Origin of the sequence: Streptomyces sp. BA2 (genome assembly GCF_009769735.1) — a bacterium.
Classification (GTDB): Bacteria; Actinomycetota; Actinomycetes; order Streptomycetales; family Streptomycetaceae; genus Streptomyces.
Genome location: NZ_WSRO01000002.1, coordinates 4,062,025 through 4,079,329, shown reverse-complemented (window position 1 = coordinate 4,079,329; position 17,305 = coordinate 4,062,025). Strand labels below are relative to the sequence as shown.

Below are 17,305 nucleotides of genomic sequence, written 5' to 3'. Positions count from 1 at the left end.
CGGTCAGCGGGCCGCGCGGGCCATGGCGAAGGTCAGCTCGGGCAGGTCGTCGCGCTGCCAGCCGAGCGAGGAGAGCAGGCTCAGGCCGTCGCCCTCGTTGTTGTGGGAGAGCAGGACCGAGGCGAACGTGATGGCGGCGCGCTGCTGGAGCAGGCCGCGCAGATCGGTCCTGGCCGCGTCCGTGATGTGCCGGTGGCGGACGGTGAGGTCGCCGTAGCGGCGGGTCCACTCCGGTTCCAGGAGGGAGAGCACCTGTGTCTGGCGGCTGGACTCGGCGCCGGTGCGGCCCTCGTGGTAGGTGCGGATGACGGAGTGGCCGCCGTCGACCAGGCGGAAGACGGTGACGTTCTGCCTCAACCGCCGTCCGTAGAGCGCGGATTGCTGCACGAGGGTCGGTGTGATGTCCGGTACGAGCGATGCGGCGCCGTCACCGATGAACGCGAGGACGTTGTCGTCGCGGGTCAGGGCGACGGTGGGCACGGCCTGCAGCGCGTCGCCCATCAGCGCCCTGCCGTACCAGCCGGAGAAGCCGGGCCCCGTACGCGGCAGGTTGCGGACGGCGGAGATGCCGCCGCGCCCCACGTCGAAGACGCCCGTGTAGGTGTAGCCGTGCCGGGTGATGAGGTCTTCCAGCACGGTGCGAAGGTGCTGGAAGAAGTAGTTGGCGCTCATCGGGAGCACGGGAAGCCCGTGGATCACGTCGGACGCGCTGTCGCGGGTGCGTGCGATGGCCTCCTTGCGTACGTCGAGGACGCTGGGCGTGACGTCGAGGCCTTCCCGTACGGCCTTGAGGAAGGCGCGCGCGTCGGCGTGCACGGGGTGGTCGGCGTAGGGCGCGAGGTGCGCCTTGTCGTTGCTGACCTGGACGATGCGCAGCTGCCGGCCGAGCGTGCGGGGCGAGAAGGGTGTGGCCGCCTCGCCCAGGCGGCTCTTGAGGAAGAACAGGGCCTGTTCGCCGCGTGGGCGCAGCCTGCCGTCCTCGTGCAGAAAGGCGTGGACGCGTGAGGAGAAGGCGTACAGGCCGAGGGTGCCCAGGTATTCCTCGACCACGGATCCGTCGCGGTGGCGGCCCACGCTGCCGGGCCGGGTGAGGGAGTCGGCGAGGCCGACGCCTGCCCGTGAGGCGATGTCGTGGACCAGCCAGGACTCCTCTGCGTCCAGCGAGCCGCACTGCCAAAGGAGCCTGCTGGGCTCGGAGTTGACGAGGCGGAGCACCGGTTCGAGGTCGCTCTCCTTGACCTGGAGTGCGGCGGTCGCGGGCGGCTCGACGGCTTCTGGCCGGTTCAGTTCGGTGGCGGTGCCCGTCGCGTCGAGCACGGCGGGCGTGGCGAGCAGGAAGACCGGGCCGCGGTGCGCGTGGTACGCCGCGTACGCCTCCGCGAGGTCGTCCGCGATGCGCTCCGGGTCGTCGAGATAGACGTAGGGGATGCCCTTGGCGGCGAGCACGGCGCGGGAGTCCTCGGCCGAGTGGACCGTGCCCTGGAAGGGGAACCACGCGTCGGGCGGGGTGTCGGCGCAGATGACGAAGCCGCGGGCGCGGGCGTCGCGCAGGTTGGCCAGGGTGCCGCGGAACTCGTCGACCATGCCGCTGGTCACGACGATCACGAACGGCGCCCGGTCGAGCTGCCAGCGCGCCAACGCCCCGCTGGCCAGGCTGTGTTCGCTCGGCCCGCGAAGGACCGGGTTGCCGGTGGAGGTGGCGAGGCGGTCCAGGTCGGAGATGGTGCCGGAGACCACGGAGCCCGTGTAGTAGTGCAGCCCCCAGGGTCCGTCGCTCTCGGCGCGGGGCTGCCGGCCGAGGAAGTCGTGCAGCGCGGCGGCTAGCGCCGATGGGCCCTTCTTGGTGGCCGCGCGCAGGGCGGAACCGGTGTGCCGCAGCTGCACATGGTCGGTGAACGCGCAGATGACGTCGGCCGCGAGGACCCAGGCGTCGGCGGGCAGGGCGCGCAGCACGTAGGGGCGGGCGACCTGGGCGGCGGCGAGGCTCTCGGGCGTGCCGCCGATCCCGTAGACGTAGGTGCTGTGCGCGGAAAGCGTGGCGCGCAGCGGCTCGGGGAGTCCGTCGGCCAGCTGCTCCAGGGCCTCGGGGAGCGAGCGGTCGAAGGGGTCGGCGCTCAGGCCCGCTCCGTCGGCGTCGATCAGGACCAGCGACAGGGCGGCGGGGAGGGGCGATTCTCGGACAGTGCGGGCGGCTGCCGCGGTGCTGTCCGCGGTGACGATCCGTATGTCAAGACCGGGTACCGCCCGGTCGAGAAAACGTCGGGATCTGGCCAGAGTTTCACGGTAGACCGAGGTGCTTATGGAGGGGTCGGCGGACTCTCCCATAAGGTCGTTCAACCCGGTGGCGACCCGCTCGTGGAAGTCCGCTCTTTTGCTGATGGAGAGGACTAAGAAGCGGTCGCTTAATGCGTTTGCCAATTCTTTGGATGAGCTCGATGACACCTTTGCTGCTCCCATACGGGTAAACGGAAAAGGGCATCGCAAAGGCCTTCAGTCGCACATGTGAAGACCTCGTGCGAGGGTATGGCAAGGAAGGCGTAAAGCCTGAATCAAGGCATCGCAAACTAGGCCAAGCTCGTGCTTGACCTGCACTTATGCAGAAACCTTGAGAGAAGTTGAGGAATCGCCCTCAGTCGTGGTCTACGACTCGGCGATGATGAACTGACACATGTGGGGCCCCCGTTGTCGAACGTAGCCGGGCCTCGTTGCCCGGTTTTCTGGTTCAAGTGTCATCATTCAGCAGCGAAGTTGTTCGGGTCAAGCAGATCAATGGACGCGTCGCGTGATGCGGGTCACGCAATCCGGCGATGGGGGCGAAAGTTGAAATCTGTTCGGTGTCTGGTAATCCGGAATTGATGTCAACGCTTGCTTCGGCACGCGTCCAATTGATTTCATTGGGTCATGCAGAATTTAACGAAATCGAAGAAGCAGGACGGGAATATTCTGGTGCTCGGCGGCTACGGGGCCGTGGGCAGGACCGCCGCGCTCGACCTCGCGGCGAGGCTGCCGGGGCGGGTGATCGTCGCCGGCCGCGACCGGGCCCGCGCCGCCGAACTCGCCGCGGGCAGCGGCGGCACCCTGCTCCCCGCGCGCGTCGACCTCGCCGACCCCGCCTCACTGGAACAGGCGCTGGAGGGCGTATCCCTCGTGGTGCTCTGCGTCGAGCCCCGCACCCCGGCCGCGCATCCCGCGCGGCTGCTCTTCGAGCGGGGCATCGGTCTGGTCGACGTCACCGCGACCCATGCGCTGATCACCGAGGTCGAGCGGCACGACGCCCTCGCCCGTGAGCGGGATGCGACCGCCGTGCTCAGCGTCGGAGTCGCCCCCGGCCTGACCAACCTGCTGGCCCGCCGGGCGGCCGACGACGTCGGCGGCGCCGAACGCCTCGACATCTCCGTCGTCCTCGGGGCGGGCGAGGCCCACGGCAAGGACGCGGTGCGCTGGACCGTGGCCCAGCTCATGGACGGGGGGACGGGCGGGGCGCGGCCGCTGCGGGTGGCGACCTGGCCGCCGGGCCGGGAGCGCAGCCACCATCCGTTCCCCTTCTCCGACCAGCACACCCTGCGCCGCACCCTCGGGGTCCCGGACGTCACCACCCGGCTCGGCCTCGACTCCGGCGCGCTGACCGGCCTGCTGTTCGGGCTGCGCAGGGCGGGGGTCTTCAGGGCCGCGCGCCGGGCCCGGCTCGACGGGGCGCTCACTGCCTCGCTCACCCGCATCCATCTGGGCGGCGACCGGTTCGCGGTGCGGGTCGACGCGCACCGGGGCGGGCGCCGGGCGACGCGGGCCCTGACCGCCACGTCGCAGTCCCGCTTCACCGGGCTCACCGCGGCGGAGGTCGCGGCGCGGGTGTACGAGGGTCAAGTGCCCACCGGCGTCCACCACATCGAGGAGGCGGCGGGCCTCGCGGAGGTGCCCGAGGCACTGGCCGCGCACGGCCTGACGGCTTGGGCCGGCGACGCGGGCGCGTAGCCGGCCCAAGCCCGACCGGTTCCGGGGCGACGGGGGAATGGTGTTGCCCGGAACCGGACGCGGTGCGTGGGGACGGGTCACTTGCCGGCCCCACGCCGTTCTGTGAGGGAGCGGTCCGCTGAGCGGTCCGCGACGGAGCCGTCGCCGCCGCCCGCGTGACTGTCGACCAGGCCGTCGTCGGTCTCATCGGTCACGGCGTCCTGCTTCGCCCCGGCGGTGGCGTCGCCCGCAAGCTGCGCCGAGAGCCGCTCGCCCTCCATGTCGACGTGCGGCACGGTCCGCTCCAGGAAGCGCGGGAACCACCAGGCGGACTTGCCGAGCAGGATCATGACGGCGGGGACCAGCGCCATCCGCACCACGAAGGCGTCGATGAACACGCCGACGGCGAGCGCGAACCCGATCGGCTGCACGATCGGATCGTGGCCGATGACGAATCCGGCGAAGACCGAGATCATGATCAGCGCGGCGGCCACCACCACACGCGAACCGTCCCGGAACCCGGCGATCACCGCGTCCTTCGGGGCAGCCCCGCGTGAACTCTCCTCCTTCATACGGGAGACGAGGAACAACTCGTAGTCCATGGCGAGCCCGAAGAGCACCCCGATCAGGAGGATCGGCAGGAAGCTCACCACCGGCCCCACCTTCGGCACCGCGATGAAGTCCGAGAGCCAGCCCCACTGGTAGACCGCCACCACCGCTCCGGCGGACCCCGCGATGCTCAGCAGGAAGCCGACCACGGCCTTGAGCGGGACGAGCAGCGAGCGGAACGCCAGCGCGAGCAGGATGAGCGAGATGCCGACGATCACCGCGATGAACGGCGCGAGCGCGTCGCTCAGCTTCTTCGACACGTCGATGTTGGCCGCGGTGGTGCCGGTGACGGTGAGCTTCATCCCGGCGTCGTCCGCCGTGCGCTCGCCCTCGCCCCTGATGTCCGCGACGAGGTCCTCGGTGGCCTGGGAATCCGGGCCGCCCTTGGGGATCACGGGGATCGCGGCGAGCTGTCCCGACTTGTCGACCGACGGCGGGAGGAGCGTCGAGACGCCGGGCAACTGGCCGAGTTTCTGGGCGAGTTGCTTGACGCCGTCCTCGGAGAGCGGGGCGCCCGCCCCCTTTGCCTCCGCGACCGCGATGAGCGGCCCGTTGAACCCCTGCCCGAATCCCTCGCTGACCAGGTCGTACGCCTGGCGTGCCGAGGTGCTCTCGGGGTAGGACCCGTTGCCGGGGAGACCGAGCCGCAGATCCTTCGCGGGGATGGCCAGTGCCCCGATGCCGACCAGGCAGGCGATGAGTACGAGGACGGGGCGCCGCGCGACACCGCGCACCCAGCGCTCGCCCGCCGACGGCTTCCCGCTGCCCGGCTTCTTCTTGCCGCCGCCGAGTCCCGGCAGGCGCAGACGGTCGACCGAGCGGCCCGCGTATCCGAAGAGGGCGGGCAGCAGCGTGACGGCGATCAGCATGGCGATGATCACGGCACCGGCCGCCGACAGACCCATCACGGTCAGGAACGGCACCCCGGCCACCGCGAGCCCGGCGAGCGCCACGACCACGGTCGCCCCGGCGAAGACCACGGCGCTGCCCGCCGTGCCGCCCGCCCGCGACGCCGCTTCCCGCGGCTCCATGCCCTCGGCGAGGTTCTGCCGGTGGCGGGACACGATGAACAGGGCGTAGTCGATGCCGACCGCCATGCCGATCATCAGGGCGAGCACGGGCGCCGTGGAGATGATGTCGTACGAGCCGGTGAGCGCGAGCAGGCCCGCCATGCCGAGGCCCACGCCGACCAGGGCGCTGAGCAGCGGAAGGCCGGCCGCGAGCATCGAGCCGAAGGTGATGAGCAGGACGAGCACCGCGACGCCTACGCCGATGACCTCGCCGCCCTCCACCGTCACCGTCGGCGTGTAGGCATCACCGCCGAACTCGACCTGGAGGCCCGCCTTTTCGGCGCTCTCGGTGGCCTCGCGCACCGCGTCGCGCGGCCCGTCGCCGAGGTCGTGCAGGCGGGTGTCGAACACCACCTGGGTGAGGGCGATCCGGCCGTCCTTGGACACCGCCTGCGCGGAGAACGGCTCGATCACCTGGGCCACGCCGTCCGCCTTGCCGATGGCCGCCGCGGCGGCGGAGACCGCCTCGCGCCGCTCGGGCGTGGTGAGCGACTGCCCCTCGGGGGCGGCGAAGACGACCTGCGCCGAAGCGTTCGCGTACTCGGGAAGGCGGTCCGAGATGCGGTCGATGGTGGTCTGTGCCTCGGTGCCCGGCACCCGGAACTCGTCGGTGGTCTTGCCGGAGAAGGCAGCGGCGAGCCCGCCGACCGCGAGCAGCAGGACGAGCCAGACGGCCACCACGGCATGGCGGCGCCGATAGCAGAGCCCGGCCAGTCGGTAGAGGAGCAGGGCCATGGGAGGTGCCTCCATCACACGGGGTCACACGGGGTGCGTACGTGGCGCGGGGCCGGGAGAACAGCCCCTTCGCCTGCCTACGGCGACCACCATACGCGTAAGTTGGTCACCTGACAAAGTCGACCGACGAAGTCGTACGTCAGGGTCGACTGATTGAGTCGCTCTCACCGATACTCTGGGGCCATGGCACACATCCCCGCCGCCGAGCGGCGTCCGCAACTCGTCCAAGCCGCCATCGAGCTGATGGCCCGCGAGGGCGTCGACGCCGGATCCACCCGCGCCATCGCCGCCGAGCTGGGCGTGGCGCAGGCGACGGTTCACTACACCTTCGGCACCAAGCGCGATCTCTACCGCGCGGTCATCGAGCAGATGACCGTGGAGCTCGTCGAGCTGGTCCGCGGCGCCGGCCCCGCCGAACAGCAGGGGCAGGCCGGCCAGGAGGGGCAGGCCGGCCAGGAGGGGCAGGCCGGCCAGGAGGGGCAGGCCGGCCAGGAGGGGCAGGCCGGCCAGGAGGGGCAGGCCGGCCAGGAGGGGCAGGCCGGCCAGGAGGGCCCCGCCGACTTCGAGCGGTCCATGCGCCGGATGGCCGAGGCGCTCTGGCAGGCGCTCCGCGAACAGCCCGGCCGCTTCCGGCTCTTCACCGAGCTGACCACGTACGCCGTGCGCAACCCCGATCTGCACGAGCTGCTCCGCCGCCACCAGCGCGACCTGGAGGAGACGGCGGCGGACCTCATCGCGGACGTCCTCGCCCTGACGGACGGCGTCCACGCCGCCGAACCCCTCGTCGTGGCCCGCTTCTTCCTCCAGGGCTTCGACGGGCTCTCGCTCCGGCACCTGGTGATGGGGGACGGCAAGGGGGACTCGGCGGCGGACGCGGACTCCGCGGCCGATCTGGAGCGCCTGCTGGAGGCGACGCTGAACCTCACGCGCGCGAAGTAGGAGCGGCCAGAGAGCGGGGTTACGCGCTGGGCTACGTGCGGGGTTACGCGTACTCCCGTACCAGGAGCTTGAGGCCGGGCGCGCCCATCAGCGCCTCGAACTCCCGCCCCCGGTAGTCGGCCCGCACCTCGAACCCGGCGCGCTCCCAGGTGCGTTGGGCCCGCGCGTTGCCGTTGAGGCAGAGGACCTGCGCGCAGGCGTAGCCCTGCTCGCGCCCCAGGTCCAGGGCGTGGTCGAGCAGGGCTTCGACGACGCCGGTGCCCCGGAACTCGGGGACGACGGCGACGTTCTCGATCCCCCAGGAGCCGGCGTAGTCCGCGGGCAGACAGGACTCGAAGATCTGCTGGCGCTCGTACACGTCCTCGAAGGCGGCCGTGCCGGGCCAGTCGGCGGTCGCGGCGAGGGCGGCGCACTGCTCGCCGATCGCGGCGTGCCCGTCGGTCGCGGGGTCGTAGGCGGCGAGGGCCCCCACCGGGCGGGGGCCCGCGTCACCCGGCGCCTCCGCCACCCAGAAGCGGGACAGGTGGCACCAGTGCGTGCGGGGCGAGAGCGCGAGCGTGCGCAGGATCTTCCGGGTGACCTCGGTGCGCTCCCCGAGGAGCGGCTCCCAGCAGCAGCGGTCCAGGTGGGACGTGGCGGCGGTCTCCATGACCTGGACGACGAAGTCGAGGTCGGCGGGCACGGCGGGTCGCACCGTGACGGCGGGGTCCGGAGACGTCCTGGAGTTCCTGGAGTTCCGGGAGTTCATGGCGTTCCCGGAGTTCCCGGAGGCCCGGGTGCGCTGGGTGCTCTGCACGATGACCACCTGTTTCCGCAGCTCTGGCTGCCCATGTCCTAGTGGAGGGCTATTGGCTCCCTGTTGTGACGGTAGACGGCACTTGTTCGTTTGACCAAGTCATGTGAACCTATTTCGGCCGGTCACGGGGTGCAGGCGTCGGCGATCGACCGGCTGTTCTCGTAGAGGTGGTGCCGCGTGATCCGGCCGTCCTCGACGGTCAGCCGCAGCACGAAGGGGCCCTCGAAGGATTTGCCGGTGGCCCGCACGGTGCCCCAGAGCCGACCGAAGATCACGGCGTCCGCGCCGTCGACGAGCATCGTGTCGACGGTGGCCCCGGCCTTCTCCGGCACGGTGTGCGCGGCGAGTTCGGCGGCCTGGGCCGCGCACTCGGCGGCGGTGGACCGCGGCCGGATCCACGGCACGCCCGGGTTCTCGGCCAGCAGCCAGTCGACCTTGTCGGCGAAGAGGGCGGTGAGGCCGTCGGTGTCACCCGCGAGCCTGCACTGCAGGAAGGCCTGGACGCCGGCGCGGGTGGCGTCTTCGGTGGTGGCGGCGTTGGTAGGGCTGGAAGGCGTGGCGGTCATGTCGTACTCCTCGGTCGGCGTCCTTGCGTGTGCCGTTGATGCTTCCGCAGGCCGGGCGAGGGGTCGATTACGCCGGAGGTAATGCCGGGGGTAATACGGTGGCGGGGAGAGACGTAAACGTGTGGGCCAAGCGTGTGGGCCGAGCGTGTGGGCCGAGCATGTGGACCAGGGGAGGGGAAGCGCCGTGGGGCTTGGGGCTGTTGTGGGGCTCGTCTGTTTTCCGGTGAAGTCGATGCTGGGGGAGGAGCGCGAGCGGCTCGTGCTCGACGAGCGGGGCGTGGCCGGTGACCGGCTGTGGGCCCTGCGGTACGAGGACGGGAAGCTGGGGAGCGGCAAGAATAGCCGCCGGTTCCGGCGGACCCCGGGGATGCTGGAGTACGACGCCGTGTTCGAGGGTGACGACCCCGTCATCACCACGCCGGACGGCGAGACGCTGCGTCCTGGCGACCCCCGGATCGCCGAACTCTTCGGCGCGGGCGTGGACTTGGCGCGCGAGGACGAGGTGAGCCATCAGGACGCGGGCGCCGTCTCCCTCGTCGGCACCGCTTCGCTGCGCGCGCTCGGCGAGCTGCTCGGCGACTCCGACCCCGTCGACGTACGCAGGCTGCGCAAGAACATCGTGGTCGAGACCGACGAGCCGTGGATCGAGGAGGACTGGGTCGGCCGGGAGATCGCCTTCGGTGACGGCCCGCGCCTGCGCGTCGTCGAGCGCATCGAACGCTGCGTCATGACCACCCAGGCCCAGCGCGGCCTCCCGGCCGACAACCGCATCCTCAAGACGCTCACCGCGTCGCGCGGCATGTCCATCGGCGTGTACGCGGACGTCATGACACCCGGCACGCTCGCGCTCGGCGCGGAGGTGACGGTCCAGTGAGCGGTCGTGGCGGGAGCGTCCGTCCAACGCGCCGCAGCGGCAAGGGAGTTCAGGCCGCGCTGCTGCTCGCGCTCGTCGCCACCGGCTGCTCCCTGGAGGAGAAGACCGAAGGACCCTCCGGACCCGACGCCAAGGCGGGCCCCGCGCTCGCCGCGGTCGACACGCTCACCGTCAAGGGCCGCGCCCCCAAGACCGGTTACGACCGCGACCGCTTCGGCAGCCCCTGGGCCGACACGGACTCAAACCGTTGCGGGACGCGCGATGACATACTCAAACGCGACCTCAAGGACGTGAAGTACCGCGACGGCGGGGACTGCGAGGTGTCGTCCGGTGTGCTCTCGCCCGACCCGTACACCGGCAAGGACGTAACGTTCGTGCGCGGGCGCAGCCAGGTCGACATCGACCATCTCGTCGCCCTCTCGGACGCCTGGCAGAAGGGCGCGGGCAAGTGGGAGCCTGGCAAGCGCATCGCCTTCGCCAACGACCCGCTCAACCTCCTCGCGGTCGACGCGGGACCCAACCGTGGCAAGGGGGAGGGGGACACGGCCACGTGGTTGCCGCCGGACAAGGGGTATCGGTGTGTCTACGTGGCACGGCAGGTGGCCGTGAAGAAGAAGTACGAGGTGTGGGTGACGGGCGCCGAACGGGACGCGATGAAGCGAGTCCTGTCGGACTGCCCGCGGGAGAAGCTGCCGATCGGGGGCGCTTCGACAGCGGCGCCCGGACGGTTCCACGCGCGCTGAGGACCGGTCAGTCCGTACGTACCCGTAGGTACAGAAAAATGGCTTAACAGGCCCGTCCGCGCCCGCTACCGTCCGGGGCATGGACCTGAAGATCACGACGCTGGCCGAGCGGCCCGAACTCGCCGGGCCCCTCTGGGAGATGGACGACACCTGGCCGGAGTTCATCGGGAACGACCCCATCGCGTGGTCGATGATCGGGCGGATCGTCAAGGATCTCCCCGAGTACGTCCTGGTCGCCACGGACGAGCGGGGCACGGTCGCGGCCAAGGCGTTCAGCGTGCCGTTCGCGCTGGGAGCCGCCGGGCGCGGTGAGCTGCCGGACGGCGGCTGGGACCAGGTCATGCTGTGGGCGTTCTCCGACCTGCGGCACGGCAGGAAGCCCGACACGGTGAGCGCGATCGAGATAACGGTGGCGAAGGAATACCTCGGGCAGGGTGTCTCCGGTCGGATGCTCACCGCGCTGCGCGAGAACGCACGCGCGCGTGGCTTCGCGGAAGTCGTCGCCCCGGTCCGCCCGAACGCCAAGCACCTCGAACCGGCCGAGCTGATCGACACGTACGCACAGCGCAAGCGGGACGACGGACTGCCCGCCGACCCGTGGCTGCGGGTGCACGTGCGGGCGGGCGGCACCATCGACAAGGTGGCGCACGCGTCGATGACGGTGTCGGGTTCGCTCGCGCAGTGGCGGGAGTGGACCGGGCTGCCGTTCGACACCGCGGGGCCCGTCGAGGTGCCGGGCGCGCTGGTGCCGGTGCTCTGCGAGCCGGAGCGCGGGTACGCGGTGTACGTGGAGCCGAATGTGTGGGTGCGGCACGTGTTGTGAGGCCGTGCCGCATGCCACGTGAGGCTCGTGGGGTCAGCCCGCGAGCTTGTCGATGTCCATGATGTCGCCTGCGGGCGGCGTCGCGTCGACGGGCTTGTCGAAGTCGCTGAACGCCAGGCTCTCCGGCGTCTTGGCGGTTTCGTTCACGACCTTCAGCAGATACGGCTTGCCCTCCGTGGCGACGTAGAGGGTGTACCGGTCGGTGCCGTCGCTCTCGGTGAGCGTGAGGGCCGGTGTGCCGTCGACCGTGGTCGTCTTTCCCTTGCGGGCAAGGGAGTTGACGTCCTTGAACTCGGCGAGCAGGACGTCCAGGTCGCAGAACGAGGCGATGTCCTTCGCGTCCGCGCCGGTCGCGGACGTCTTCACCCACCGGCCCGCGAGCATGTCCACGGCGGCCTGGGTGTCGGCCGCGGGCTCGCCCTTGCCCTGGGCGCGCAGGAACTCCTCGTCGTACTTCATGTAGACGGTGCGCGCGGTGGTGATCAGCTCCATCGAGCCCTCGCCGCCCATCGCCATCGTGCCCGCGCACTGCCCCTTGGTGTCGAAGGCCATGTCCAGCTCGATGGTGCCGGTCTCGTCCGGGACGCTGCCCTTCACCCTGAGCGACGAGGCGTCGGTCGTCGCCTTCACGGCCTTGTCGACGATGTCGGGCCCGGACATGCCGGGGAATGGCCCCGCCTCCTTCGTGGCCCCGGCATCGGCCACCCCCTTCCCCTCCGCTTTCTTGGAGCCGCCGGTTTCGGTGCCGCAGGCCGTCAGGCCGAGGGCCGCGGCGGTGGCCAGGCATACAGCGGCAAGAGTCGTACGTCGCATGAAGATCCCCCCACGGGAGCTTGGAAGTGCTGCGACCATCTCAGCAGAGGCTGTGAACCGAGTCAACACAAGTGCATGTGGACAACTAGTTAACAACCGTGAATCGAGCGGTCCTTCGGTGGGCGGGTATGATCGGCGCTCAGCGCCGCGCCGGGGCACGTGCGCGGCGGGGGCAGCGGGACCGAGGGGAGCCAGTCGGTGCGGGACAACGCGACAGAGGTGACCGCCGCCGGGATCGCCCGGCTCGCCGGCGTCGGCCGGGCGGCCGTCAGCAACTGGCGCCGCCGCCACCCCGACTTCCCCAAGCCGGTCGGCGGCACCGAGACCAGCCCCTCCTTCGCGCTCGCGGAGATCGAGGCGTGGCTGCGCGCCCAGGGCAAGCTGGGTGAAGTGCCGCTCAAGGAGCGAGTCTGGCAGCATCTCGCGGGCCACCCCGCGGGCCCGGTCACCGCCCTTCTGCATGCGGGCTGCGCCCTGCTCCTCGTACGAGACCGACACCCGGACTGGCTCAAGGTGAGCGCGGTGTCGGACGAGCGGATGGCGGAGTTGCTTCCGGGGGTGCTGGAGGGCGTGGTTTCCCCCCGGTTCAGCGGGGGCGCGGGCCCTGGCGTCGTGCCCGGGACGGGCCCCGCCCAACTCCTGCCCTCCGTCCCGCTGTTGCGCGGTGTGGCCGAGCTCGCCTCCGAGTTGGGAGCCCGGCAGACGTACGAGTTTCTGATCGGGCGGCACATTGATGCCAACCCCCGGCAGTACACGCTCACTCCGGCCGGGCCCGCCGAGCTGATGGCCGCGCTCGCCGGGTCCGCGCAGGCCGTGCTCGATCCCGCCTGCGGGACCGGCGCCCTGCTGCGAGCCGTCGCCTCGCGACCGGGTCAGTACCTCTACGGCCAGGACAGCGCCCCCGAACTCGCCGCCCTCACCGCCCTGCGCCTCGCCCTGCACTCCGACGCCACCGTCCGCGCCGCCGCCGCCGACACCCTGCGCGCCGACGCCTTCGGCGAGACGCGGGCCGACGCCGTGCTCTGTCACCCGCCGTTCAACGAGCGCAACTGGGGGCACGACGAACTCGCCTACGACCCCCGCTGGGAGTACGGCTTCCCGGCTCGTACGGAATCCGAACTCGCCTGGGTCCAGCACGCGTTGGCCCGGCTCCGGGACGGCGGCACCGCCGTCCTGCTCATGCCGCCCGCCGCCGCTTCCCGCCGCTCGGGCCGCCGCGTCCGCGCCGACCTCCTTCGCCGCGGCGCCCTGCGTGCCGTGATCGCGCTTCCCGCCGGCGCCGCGCCCCCGTACAACATCCCCCTGCACGTGTGGGTGTTGAAGAGGCCTGTGCCCGGCGCGCAGCCCCCGTCCGCGCTGCTCCTCGTCGAGACCGCGGGGCTCTCCGCGGCCGACGGCAGGGACCGCCAGGCTTGGCGGCCCGTGCAGGACGCCGTGGTCGACGTCTGGCGGAGCTTCGACCGGCACGGCACGGTCGACGAACAGCCGGGGCTCGCCCGCTGCGTGCCGGCGCTCGAACTCCTCGACGACGAGGTCGACCTGGCCCCGGCCCGCCGACTGCCGCCACCGGCCACGGGCGGCGGGGTGCGGGAGCTGACCGCCGTCCGCGAGCGGCTCGGGGACGCCGTGCGGCGGACGGCCGACCTCATGCCGCCGCCCGCCGAGGCCGTCGAAGCCGCCCCCTGGCCCGTCACCACCGTGGGCGAACTCGCCCGCGCGGGCGTGCTGTTGCTGCGTACGGGGATGGGGACGGGGACAGGGACGGGGGCGGGAGCCGTCGCACCCGGGGCAACGGTCCTCACCGAGCACGATGTCCTGGCCGGGACCACGCCCTCGGGTACTGCCGCCCGGGAGGCCGAACAGACCGACTCCGTAGTCACCCGGCCCGGCGACGTCGTCATCCCCGTCTCCGGCGGCGGCACCGCGGCCCGCGTCATCGACGAGACCACGGCGGGCGCCGCGCTCGGCAGGGGGCTCACCCTCCTGCGCCCCGACCCGGCCGCCCTGGACCCGTGGTTCCTCGCCGGCTTCCTGCGCGGCACCGCCAACAACCGCCAGGCGAGCAGCTACGCCTCCACCGCGGCCCGGCTCGACGTCCGCAGGCTGCGGTTGCCGCGCCTGCCGCTGGAGGGACAGCGCCGCTACGGAGAGCGGTTCCGCGCGCTCGCCGCCTTCGAGGACTCTTTGCGTCTCGCGGGCAGGCTGGGCGAGCAGTTGGTGCGGGGTCTGCACGACGGACTGACGGACGGCACGCTTCCGCCGGAGTGACACGACCCGGTTCCGCCGGGGCCCGCGATCGGGACGTGACCAGTACGGCAACGGTTCGGTACAACCCGGGACCGCTTCTCCTTGTCGGCCTATACGCTCGAATCCGCACCAGTTCGTATTTCGACTTTCGGCCGTGCGTTCCCCCGACGGAACGCGCGGCCGCATCAGGCACCAGGAGCAGCCATGCACGGCCACGGCTATGCGCCGCAGCAACCGCCGCCGACCCCCGGCAGCACCCATGTGACGCTGCGCGTGCTGTTCGTGGTCCTCGCCGTCGTGACGTGCGGCCTGCTCGCCTGGGCGCCGATGATGCGGCTCGCGATCGTGACCCGCAAGTCCTACGACTGGGTCCTCTTCGGCCTCGTGACCGCGCTCGACGTGACGGCCCTCATCCTCGTCGGCGTCGACCCGGGCGAGGACGAGTTCCAGGGACCGGGCAACGCGGGCATGGTGGTGCTCCTGACCACGCTCCTCGCCGCGATCGCCTACTACCTCTTCGCGGACATACGGCACTTCAGCCGCTACCGGCAGCAGCAGTACGGCGGCTACGCGACCCCGCAACCCGCGTACGGCTACCCGCAACAGCAGCCCGGACCCGCCCCCGCCCCGGTACATCTCCAGCCCACCCAGCTGCACCAGCCCCCGGCCCAGCAGACGCCGCCCCCGCCCACGCGCCCCGCACCGGCCCGCATCCACCAAGTACAGGCCGAGCTCGACGAGCTCAGTGACTACCTGCGCAAGCAGGAAGGCGGCAACTGACCGTGACACTGGGGATCGGGGGCCGTGTCGTAGCCGGACGCTACGAACTCTCCACGCTCATCGGCCAGGGCGGCATGGGCCAGGTCTGGACGGCGTACGACCAACGCCTCGACCGCCGCGTCGCGGTCAAGCTCCTGCGCCCCGACCGGGTCGCGGGCGCCGAGGCCGACGAACTGCGCCGCCGCTTCGTGCGCGAGTGCCGCGTCACGGCGCAGGTCGACCACCCGGGCCTTGTCACCGTCCACGACGCGGGCACGGAGGGCGAGGACCTCTACCTCGTCATGCAGTACGTGGACGGGGCGGACCTCGGCGACCACCTCGCCGAGCACGACCCCTACCCGTGGCAGTGGGCCGTCGCGATCGCCGCGCAGCTGTGCGCCGTGCTCTCCGCGGTGCACGCCGTGCCGATCGTGCACCGCGACCTCAAGCCGCGGAACGTGATGGTCAAGCAGGACGGCACGATCAGCATCCTCGACCTGGGCATCGCCTCGGTCATGGACACCGACACCACCCGCCTCACGCACACCGGTTCGCCCATCGGCAGCCCCGCGTACATGGCCCCCGAGCAGGCGATGGGCGGCGCGGTCGGCCCGTACACCGATCTGTACGCCCTCGGCGTCCTGCTGCACGAACTCCTCAGCGGCGACGTGCCGTTCAGCGGATCGACCGCGCTTGGCGTCCTGCACCGCCACCTCTACGAACCGCCGCTCCCCGTCCGCCGCCTGCGCGCCGAGGTCCCCGAGGCACTCGAAGCCCTGGTGCTCAGGCTCCTCGCCAAGGACCCCCAGCACCGGCACGGCAGCGCCCAAGAGGTCTACGAGGAACTGGCCCCGCTGCTCCCCGCGCGCGGCATCCCCACCGGCGGCCCGCTCGACCCCACCCGCCCCTTCCTGCGCCCGCACGCGCCGTGGCCCGACCGCGCGACGACACCGGCGCCGGCCCCCGCCATCCAGCCGGACAGGGCCGGCCAGCGTCAGGACCCCGGCGGCCACACCGACGTGGTGCACGCCGTCGACGAGGTCAAGCGGCTCCTCGGCGAGGGCCGCATCACACAGGCTGTGGACATCCTCGGCTCGATCCTGCCCGCGGCCGCCGCCAAGCACGGCGAGCACTCCCCGGTGGTCCGCTCCCTGCGCAAGCAGTACGCGGCGACGCTCATGGACGACGGCCAGTACCGCCGCGCCCTGCCCGAACTGCGCCGCCTCGCCGACGAGCGCGCCGCCGAGTCCGGCCAGGCCGACCCGCACTCCCTCCAGTTCCGCTACGAGGCCGCGCAGTGCCTGGAACAGCTCGGCGAACCGGCGGCGGCCCTCGCCGAGTACCGCGCCCTGCTCCCCTACTACGAGAACCGCTACGCCTCCGACGACCGCGAACGCCCCCTCGACATCCGCCGCCGCATCGGCCACCTGCTCCTCGCCCTCGGCGACCGCGCGGCGGCCCACGACACGCTGGCGCGGCTGCTCATGGACGCCGAGCGGATGCACGGGGTCGGGCATCCGTTCCCGGCGGAGATCCGGCGTACGTTGCAGTGGCTGGGACAGGTGCGGGGCTGAAGGCGGGGAACGTACCCCAATTCCCGTCGAATCGTTGGTCGAATGGGTGGCCGAGAGACCGGCCACTCCCTAACATCGATCACCGCAAGACTTTGTGCACCGCCGCACAATCTCTCCGCCGGGAGGCTCACTTGCACCGCCGTCGTCGTCGCACCGCGCTCGTCCTCTCCACCGCCGCGATCGCCGCGGCCCCCCTCCTGACCGCCTGCGGCAGCGAAGCCCACCCGGGCGCCGCGGCCGTGGTGGGCAACGACCGGATCACGGTCTCGCAGCTGGAGGGCCGGGTGAACGAGGTGCGCGACGCGCAGCGCGCCGCGATCCCGGACGAGCAGCAGTACGAGCAGGCCATCGCCAAGAGCGGCGGCCTCACCCGCAGCACGCTGCACACGATGGTCCTTGACAAGGTGCTGCACCAGGCGGCGGCCGACGCGGGGGTCGACGTCTCACGCCGCGACATCCAGACCATGAGAGCGGGCCTCGAACAGCAGGCGGGCGGCAAGAAGGCCCTCGAACAGGGCTGGCTCCAGCAGTACAGCGTCGCCCCGTCCCGCCTGGAGGAAAGCCTCCGTACGGAGATCGAGGCCCAGAAGCTGGCGAAGAAACTGGGCGTGGACATGAACGCGCCGGAGGGCCAGGCGGTCTTCTGGAAGGAACTCTCCAAGGCTTCCAAGAAGCTGGACGTGGACCTGAACCCGCGGTACGGCACGTGGGACGTGGAGAAGAGCAAGCGCGCGGACGCGAAGACGCCGTGGGTGCGCGAGGTGTCCGGGGACGGCGCGGCGGGCCCCAAGCAGGCATAAGAAGAC

Annotated in this window: 14 protein-coding genes; 9 read left to right on the top strand and 5 right to left on the bottom strand. The window is 71.6% G+C overall.

What is annotated here, in order from left to right; all coding sequences use genetic code 11:
* Positions 1-3: 3 nt before the first annotated feature.
* Positions 4-2,418 (bottom strand): hypothetical protein, encoded by a 2,415-nt coding sequence (locus E5671_RS20945; protein ID WP_160505490.1) that lies wholly within the window; start codon positions 2,416-2,418, stop codon positions 4-6.
* Between the two features lie 483 nt (positions 2,419-2,901).
* Between E5671_RS20945 and E5671_RS20940 the strand changes: the two genes are divergently transcribed.
* Entirely contained in the window at positions 2,902-3,972 is a 1,071-nt protein-coding gene (locus E5671_RS20940) for a saccharopine dehydrogenase family protein (RefSeq protein ID WP_202121200.1), read from the top strand.
* A gap of 77 nt (positions 3,973-4,049) precedes the next feature.
* Here the strand turns inward: E5671_RS20940 and E5671_RS20935 are convergent, their stop codons facing one another.
* Positions 4,050-6,365: an MMPL family transporter gene (locus E5671_RS20935; RefSeq protein WP_160505489.1), complete on the bottom strand. Its 2,316-nt coding sequence runs from the start codon at positions 6,363-6,365 to the stop codon at positions 4,050-4,052.
* 183 nt (positions 6,366-6,548) lie between these two features.
* Here E5671_RS20935 and E5671_RS20930 point away from each other — a divergent pair, with 183 nt between their 5' ends.
* On the top strand, positions 6,549-7,304 hold the full coding sequence (locus tag E5671_RS20930; protein WP_160505488.1) for a TetR/AcrR family transcriptional regulator: 756 nt from the start codon (positions 6,549-6,551) through the stop codon (positions 7,302-7,304).
* A 43-nt stretch (positions 7,305-7,347) separates the two neighbouring features.
* Here the strand turns inward: E5671_RS20930 and E5671_RS20925 are convergent, their stop codons facing one another.
* Together E5671_RS20925 and E5671_RS20920 are read right to left on the bottom strand one after the other, a co-directional pair.
* Positions 7,348-8,100, bottom strand: a complete 753-nt coding sequence (locus tag E5671_RS20925; RefSeq protein WP_160505487.1) for a GNAT family N-acetyltransferase — start codon at positions 8,098-8,100, stop codon at positions 7,348-7,350.
* A 122-nt stretch (positions 8,101-8,222) separates the two neighbouring features.
* Positions 8,223-8,666 (bottom strand): nuclear transport factor 2 family protein, encoded by a 444-nt coding sequence (locus E5671_RS20920; protein WP_160505486.1) that lies wholly within the window; start codon positions 8,664-8,666, stop codon positions 8,223-8,225.
* A gap of 121 nt (positions 8,667-8,787) precedes the next feature.
* Here E5671_RS20920 and E5671_RS20915 point away from each other — a divergent pair, with 121 nt between their 5' ends.
* From E5671_RS20915 to E5671_RS20905, 3 genes are all read left to right on the top strand, one after another.
* The gene (locus E5671_RS20915) at positions 8,788-9,540 is read left to right on the top strand and encodes an MOSC domain-containing protein (protein WP_336605806.1); all 753 of its coding nucleotides are present in this window, start codon (positions 8,788-8,790) and stop codon (positions 9,538-9,540) included.
* 92 nt (positions 9,541-9,632) lie between these two features.
* The gene (locus E5671_RS20910; protein ID WP_237330659.1) at positions 9,633-10,283 is read left to right on the top strand and encodes an HNH endonuclease family protein; all 651 of its coding nucleotides are present in this window, start codon (positions 9,633-9,635) and stop codon (positions 10,281-10,283) included.
* A gap of 79 nt (positions 10,284-10,362) precedes the next feature.
* On the top strand, positions 10,363-11,106 hold the full coding sequence (locus E5671_RS20905; protein ID WP_160505484.1) for an N-acetyltransferase: 744 nt from the start codon (positions 10,363-10,365) through the stop codon (positions 11,104-11,106).
* Positions 11,107-11,139: 33 nt separating this feature from the next.
* Here E5671_RS20905 and E5671_RS20900 read toward each other — a convergent pair whose 3' ends face one another.
* On the bottom strand, positions 11,140-11,919 hold the full coding sequence (locus tag E5671_RS20900) for a hypothetical protein (protein WP_160505483.1): 780 nt from the start codon (positions 11,917-11,919) through the stop codon (positions 11,140-11,142).
* Between the two features lie 198 nt (positions 11,920-12,117).
* On the opposite strand from E5671_RS20900, the gene E5671_RS20895 reads away from it, so the two are divergent.
* The 4 genes from E5671_RS20895 (at position 12,118) to E5671_RS20880 (ending at position 17,299) form a co-directional block, all read left to right on the top strand.
* The gene (locus E5671_RS20895) at positions 12,118-14,187 is read left to right on the top strand and encodes an N-6 DNA methylase (RefSeq protein WP_160505482.1); all 2,070 of its coding nucleotides are present in this window, start codon (positions 12,118-12,120) and stop codon (positions 14,185-14,187) included.
* 183 nt (positions 14,188-14,370) lie between these two features.
* Positions 14,371-14,946, top strand: a complete 576-nt coding sequence (locus E5671_RS20890) for a hypothetical protein (RefSeq protein WP_160505481.1) — start codon at positions 14,371-14,373, stop codon at positions 14,944-14,946.
* A 14-nt stretch (positions 14,947-14,960) separates the two neighbouring features.
* Complete coding sequence (locus E5671_RS20885; RefSeq protein ID WP_336606060.1) at positions 14,961-16,499, top strand: serine/threonine-protein kinase; 1,539 nt, start codon at positions 14,961-14,963, stop codon at positions 16,497-16,499.
* Between the two features lie 131 nt (positions 16,500-16,630).
* Positions 16,631-17,299 carry a SurA N-terminal domain-containing protein gene (locus E5671_RS20880; protein ID WP_160505479.1) on the top strand — a complete coding sequence of 223 codons (669 nt, stop codon included), beginning with the start codon at positions 16,631-16,633 and terminating at the stop codon, positions 17,297-17,299.
* Positions 17,300-17,305 lie beyond the last annotated feature (6 nt).